5 protein-coding genes and 1 pseudogene are annotated in these 5,893 nt (G+C 73.2%); 1 reads left to right on the top strand and 5 read right to left on the bottom strand.

Going from position 1 to position 5,893, the window contains the following annotated elements:
- The first annotated feature begins 209 nt into the window (after positions 1 to 209).
- The gene (locus ACFWJ4_RS40500) at positions 210 to 812 is read left to right on the top strand and encodes a hypothetical protein (RefSeq protein ID WP_359915169.1); all 603 of its coding nucleotides are present in this window, start codon (positions 210 to 212) and stop codon (positions 810 to 812) included.
- 70 nt (positions 813 to 882) lie between these two features.
- Here ACFWJ4_RS40500 and ACFWJ4_RS40495 read toward each other — a convergent pair whose 3' ends face one another.
- From ACFWJ4_RS40495 to ACFWJ4_RS40475, 5 genes and pseudogenes are all read right to left on the bottom strand, one after another.
- Positions 883 to 3,279 carry a lamin tail domain-containing protein gene (locus ACFWJ4_RS40495; protein ID WP_380554227.1) on the bottom strand — a complete coding sequence of 799 codons (2,397 nt, stop codon included), beginning with the start codon at positions 3,277 to 3,279 and terminating at the stop codon, positions 883 to 885.
- A 296-nt stretch (positions 3,280 to 3,575) separates the two neighbouring features.
- Complete coding sequence (locus ACFWJ4_RS40490; protein ID WP_380554225.1) at positions 3,576 to 3,959, bottom strand: hypothetical protein; 384 nt, start codon at positions 3,957 to 3,959, stop codon at positions 3,576 to 3,578.
- 289 nt (positions 3,960 to 4,248) lie between these two features.
- Complete coding sequence (locus tag ACFWJ4_RS40485; protein WP_380554222.1) at positions 4,249 to 4,764, bottom strand: DUF1772 domain-containing protein; 516 nt, start codon at positions 4,762 to 4,764, stop codon at positions 4,249 to 4,251.
- A gap of 267 nt (positions 4,765 to 5,031) precedes the next feature.
- Entirely contained in the window at positions 5,032 to 5,679 is a 648-nt protein-coding gene (locus tag ACFWJ4_RS40480; RefSeq protein WP_380554219.1) for a hemerythrin domain-containing protein, read from the bottom strand.
- Positions 5,680 to 5,761: 82 nt separating this feature from the next.
- Positions 5,762 to 5,893, bottom strand: a pseudogene (locus ACFWJ4_RS40475) (NmrA family transcriptional regulator); the annotation flags it as partial.

The raw sequence follows: 5,893 nt of genomic DNA, 5'->3' as shown, positions 1-5,893 counted from the left end.
CAAGGGGCCGGGGCGGGGTTCCGGTCGGGGCGGGGTTCCGGTCGGGCCTTCACAACATCCACCCGAGTTGAGCGGTTCGTGAGGCGGCCGTGACGACGCCGTGCTAAAACCTTCGGCGGGCCGCAACTGCCGTTGTCGGCCCGCACGGTACCGCATGTCCCGTTGTTCCCGCGCCGAGCCTCGTGTCCGGCCACGACCCTGGGAGAACCATGCCCACCGCACACGCGCACACCCGCTTCGCCCGCCTGCTGCTCGCCGCACTGGCCGCCCTCGCCCTCCTGCTCTCGGGCGCGGTCGCCGCGACCCCCGCGAAGGCCACCACCACCGGCCTCGACGGCTCCTGGGCCTGCGAGGTCCCGGCCGGGTACGTCTACGACCAGGTGTCGATGAACCGCAGCTGCAGCGGCGGCGGCAGCTGGAACTCGCCGCAGTTCCACCTGCGGACCCCGTACGACGGCCTGACGGCCTGTCGGAGCACGCCCGGCTTCGTCTACGACAACATCACCTGGGGTCTCGCCTGCAGCCAGATCAGCGGCGTGCAGTCCAACCAGTACCACCTGCGCAAGCCGGTCGACGGCCTGGTCGCCTGCGTGGGCACCCCGGAGTTCACCTACGACTACCTCGTCTGGGGCACCGCCTGCAACCTCACCACGGGCGGCGGGCAGTCCAACGCCTTCCACCTCCGCAAGCCGTACAGCGGCCTCTGGGCCTGTGACGTCCCCTACGGCTTCACGTACAGCACGACCACCCAGAACACCGACTGCAGCACCTACCGGAACACCCCGTCCACCAAGTTCCTGCTGCTCGGCTAGCGTTCCCGCCCCGACGAACGGTGCCGGTCTCCCCGCGGTTCGGGAAGACCGGCACCGTTCGTCGGGCCCGCTACGGCAGCGGGATGCGCACCACCTGCGGGTCGTGGTCGCTGAGCTGCGTGCTGAACTCGCTGTTGATGTGCACGATGTCGTAGCCGTACGCGGTGGCCGCGAGCGCGCCGGAGATCAGGATGTGGTCCAGCACCTGCGAGTTGCCCTCGTACACGTAGGTGTAGCGCTCGGGCAGCGGCAGGGTGCGCGGCAGGTCGGTGAGCGAGCCGCCGGCGGTGAGGATGTCGGCGGTCTGCGAGAACTCGAAGTCGTTGAGGTCGCCGAGCACGATGACCGAGGCCTTCGGGTCCACGGCCAGGATCCGGTCGGTGAAGTCCTTCACCACGGTCGCCTGGTCGTGGCGCTGGCTCTCCGAGGGGTGGGCCGGCTGCTGGTAGCGGCCGAAGAGGGGCTGGTCGCCGCCCTTGGAGTTGAAGTGGTTGGCGATCACGAAGACCGGCTTGCCGTTCCAGCGGAACTCACCGGCCAGCGGCTTGCGGCTGGAGTTGAACGCCGCGTTGGCCGGGTCGATCCGTCCGGGCGAGTAGGCCAGCTGCGGCGTGCCGCCCGCGTTCACCACGGAGTCGGCGGTGGTGGAGCCGGCGCCGGGGCGGTCGGTGAAGGAGAGACCGCGGTCGGTGCGGTACAGGAACACCTGGCGGATGTTGCCGCCGGGCTGCCCGCCGTCCTGGCCGTCCACCGGGTCGATCTCGCGGTAGGAGTAGGAGGGCCCGCCGGCCGCGGTGACGGCCGCGGTGAGCTTGGCCAGGGTCTGGGTGGCGCTGACCGTGCCGTCGTTGGTGGCGCCGCTGTTGTCCTGGATCTCCTCCAGGGCGATCAGGTCGGGCGAGCGCAGGTTGGTGACGATGCCCGCAGCGAGGCCGTCGAACTTGCTCTGCGGGTCGGACGGGGCGAGGTTCTCCACGTTGAAGGTCGCGACGGCGAGCTGGCCGGCCGTCGGCGCGGCGGTGACCTCGGGGGTGGTGGTGCCGGGGGTGACCGTCGGGGTCGCGGTGACCTGGAGGGTGAAGTTGCCGAAGGCGTAGTCGAGCACGCCGACGGTGGCGCCGGTCAGGGTGTCGCCGACGTTGGCGGTCGGGGTGGGGGCGAGCGCCTTCCCGAGGACGACCCGCTCCGGGTTGCCGTCGTTCGCCTGCAGCAGGATGCCGCCCCGGTTGGTGCGGGTGCCGCTGCCCTGCGGGACGACGGGGAGCTCGCCGTACTTGTTGGTCGGGCCGACCACGGCCGCGTCGTCGATCTCGACCCGCATGCCCTCCAGGGACTCCCAGAAGTCCAGGCCGTCGGTGGCGGGCTGGTAGTTCCCCGCGGTCTCGACGTCGCCGGAGGTGACGCCGGAGATGACCGCGGACGGGGGCACCCGCCCGCCCTGGCCGACCAGGGTGGCGGCGGGCAGCGGCGCGTTGTGGGCGACCACCGTGACGGCGGGCGCGGTCAGTTCGGTGATCGACAGGTTGGTGGTGCCGCCGGTGCCGCCCGGGCGGAACTGGCTGACGGTGGCACTCACCGTGACCGAGTCCCCGACCGCGACCGAGGGCGCGCCGGAGGTGTAGACGTAGATGCCCTCGCTGGTACCGGGGTCGTTGTCGGGCTGCGGGTCCTGGTACCAGAAGCCGTTGGGGCCGACGGCCGTCACCACGCCGGGCACGGCGCTGACCGCGCTGCCGGCCAGCGGGGAGACCCGGGCGGCGCCCTGGATGTCGTGGATGCGGGTGCCGCCGGGGTTTCCGCCCCCGCCGGTGGAGGAGTTGCGCGGCGCGGGCGAGCCGATCACGAAGTCCGTCGCGTTGTTGTCGGTGTCGGTGGCGCCGCCGCCCGCGCGCAGGGCCGCGGTGCCGTTCGACAGGTTGCCGGTCGGCGAGCCCTCGGCGGAGCCGGCGCCGCTGCCGTAGCCGACGAAGTCCTTCACCCCGGACTGGGTCGCGCAGCCGGTGGAGCAGGTCAGCGCCGTGCCGTTGGTGACGAGGGCGATCTTGCCGGAGGTCGCGGACATCGCGATCGTGCCGGTGGCGTCCGCCGTCGGCAGCGCGGCGCCGGTGCCGGCCCCGGCGGCCTCCTGGACGAGGAAGTAGTGGCCGGGCGCGATCGTCCCGGAGAGGGTGGTCCGCGACCAGCTGGATCCGGAGGCCGAGGCGTACTGCACCGTCCAGCCCGTGACCGACACCGGCGTGGTGCCGCGGTTGTACAGCTCGACGAAGTCGTTGGCGTACGGGGCACCGGAGTTGCCGCCACCGCCGTACACCTGGCTGATCACGATGTCGGGCGACGCCGCCTGCGCCACGCCGCCGGGCAGCGCCACCAGCGCCGCCACCACGGCCGCGGCGGAGACCGCCGCCGGCGTCCGGCGCCGCATGCGCGCCGCTCTCGGGGTGATCCGGGGGTTCAAGGTGCTCCGCATGAGGCTTCCTCCTGACCACCGTCCGGGCTCGTGGCCCGGCGGTGTGACCACGGACAAGAAAGGTCGGGCGCTGCGGTTCTAACAGCGCCACCAGATCCCTACCGGGCGCATCGGGCAACGGCCAGACGTACGGCGGAAGAACGTTTCTACGCGCGACAAGTGGGAGGACGAACTCCGGATACCCGGAGGCGACTTCCGCTCCCCACGGGGCCGCCGGCCCGACCGGGACAGCGCGGAGCCCGGGCCCGGCAGCGCCTCCGCCGCCGGACCCGGGCCGGTTCCCGCCCGCCGGGTGGTCAGCCCGGACGGTGTTGCCTCGGCGGCGCCACCGTCGGCGTCGCCCGGGGCGGGCGCAGCCGCAGCGGCGCGAGTTCGCGTTCCAGGGCCCGCACGTCCAGCGCTATCCGGGACGCGATCTCGCGCGGGCCGGTGCCGGCGGGCAGCCGGCGCGACCAGGAGCGGGGCTTGGCCGGGCCGTCCTGGACCATGTCGAAGTTGAGTCGCACCACGTCGGCGACGTCGACCAGGCTCACCAGGATCCTGGTGTCCGCGAGGTCGATGCTGACTTCGTTCCCGATGCACGAGCAGGCCACCAGGCCCTCGATGTCCGCCTCCGCCAGGTATCTGGCCAGGGGGACCGCCTTCCCCCGGACCAGAAACGGACGTTCCGCCGGATTCACCGGAACCGCCTCCTCCCCCAGCAGTCGAACGGCGCCTCGGCCGCGGCGCAAGCGCACCGCAACAGACCGGGCCCGGCCTATGCTCCACCACATCCGACCGGTTCGCCAACTCGGGGTCTCACCAACTGAATTGGGAGAACGCACCGACCCGGCGCACCGGCGCACGCCCCCGCGCACCGACCGGGTCCGACGGCCCGTGGGCAGGGGCGGGCGCACGGCCCGGGAACGCGCGTGTGCCCGCCCGCGCGAGGCGGACGGGCACGGCGGCGGTACGCGGGACGCACGTGGCTCAGCGGCCGCCGCGGCCGTTCAGCACCAGGGAGCGGGTCAGGGCGAGCAGACCGCCGGTGCAGAGCGCCGTGCGGAGCATGTTCGCCGGCACCCAGCTGTCCGCGAACCTGGCCCGCACGGCGGCGAAGTCGTGGATCTGCGACGGGTCGCCGGCCGCCGCCAGCTCGTTGTTGAGCGGGATGTTGACGCCCATGGTGACGATCAGCGCCACCACGTACAGCGCCGTCGCCAGGGCCGCCCACAGCGCCGCCCGGCGCCGGCCGGACTTGTGCAGCAGCCAGGCCGCCAGGCCGGTCGCCGCGAAGGCGCCGACGAAGACCAGGCCGAACAGCCCGTTCTCGATCGACTTGTTGATGTGCTGCATCGCCGTCACGTAGGTACGGTCGTCCCCGGCCGCCAGGCCCGGCATCACCGACACGTCGAAGGCGAAGAACAGCCCGGCCATCAGGCCCATCGCGACGGTGGCACCCGCCAGCAGCGGACCCGCGGCCCGGCTCTGTCCGACGCTCTGCACGGAACTCCCCACCCCCGCACCCCCGATGGCCGGCGGCGCCGTGTACGACAGCGGAACCGCGGTCTGATCCGAACGCATCTCAGGACCCTCTCACTCTTCCGGCTCCGCGCAGTGCGGCGCCGGCGAACGTGGAACACTCGACACCGCCCACCGTGCGGCGAGCCGCGCAACGGAACCGCGACAACCGGAACCCCGTTCCCCGGCAGGGCACGTGCCGCGTGCCGCGGTGCCGCGCCCGGGGCCGGGGGGGCGAGGTTCCCGGCCTCCTCAGAGCACCGGGTCCAGGCCGCGCCGGTACCGCCGGTCCAGGACCGTCCGCCCGAGCAGCCGCACCGGGGCCGGGATGGTCGCCGAGACCGCCCGGACCGAGGCCGCGTCCGCGCCGTCGAACATCCAGGGCTGGAGGTAGGTCATCACCTGGGTCGGCGCGCTCCCGATGATCCGGCGCTCGACCCGCAGGTACTCGTCCACCGACAGGCCGGCCAGCGCCGGGAAGACCACCGGCTCCTCGTGCCGCAGGTGCTCGCGCACCAGGCTCTCGAACGCCCGGGCCGCCTCGGGGAGTTCGGCCCGCAGGCCGGAGCCCAGCACCCCGGCCACCCGCCGCATCGAGGCGTCCAGCGCCTCGTGGTCCTCCTCCAGGACCCCGCTGCCGTCGAAGCCCGCCACCCGGCCGCGCAGGTACGGCCAGAGGATCTCGTCCTCGCTGTGGTGGTGCCAGTCGATCACCGCGCGCAGCCGCCCGAACCACTCCGCGAGCGCCGCGGAGGAGCCCGCCGCGCCGCGCTGCGCCACGGCGGTCAGCCGTGCCGCGTCCCGGCGCATCGCGACGTGCATCAGGCCGAAGCCCTTGAGCTGCTCGGGCAGGGCGCGGAGCCCGTGCTCGGTCGACCAGATCGTCGTACCGTCCGTCATGACCAGACCTCCAGAGTCCGTTCGGATTGTCGACCAACGCCCGCCCGCAGGCGGCCGGTCGGAGCCGCCCGGACGGGTCGGCTCACGCGTTCCACACGCCGGAGGCGGCGGCCTCGCGGGCGTAGTCGGCGAAGTCCCGCGGCTCACGCCCCAGCGCCCGCCGCACACCGTCGCCCAACGAGGCGTTGCGGCCGTCCAGGATCACCGAGAACAG

It is taken from the genome of Kitasatospora sp. NPDC127067, from assembly GCF_042724755.1.
Lineage (GTDB): Bacteria > Actinomycetota > Actinomycetes > Streptomycetales > Streptomycetaceae > Kitasatospora > Kitasatospora lactacystinica.
Note: the sequence above shows the minus strand (reverse complement) of the source record. Positions and strands in the feature narration are given on the sequence as shown.

What these genes read in the sequence shown, in the direction of transcription:
- ACFWJ4_RS40500 (WP_359915169.1), top strand. Translation starts at nt 210, where the DNA reads ATGCCCACCGCACACGCGCACACCCGCTTCGCCCGCCTGCTGCTCGCC.
- ACFWJ4_RS40495 (WP_380554227.1), bottom strand. Translation starts at nt 3,279, where the DNA reads ATGCGGAGCACCTTGAACCCCCGGATCACCCCGAGAGCGGCGCGCATG.
- ACFWJ4_RS40480 (WP_380554219.1), bottom strand. Translation starts at nt 5,679, where the DNA reads ATGACGGACGGTACGACGATCTGGTCGACCGAGCACGGGCTCCGCGCC.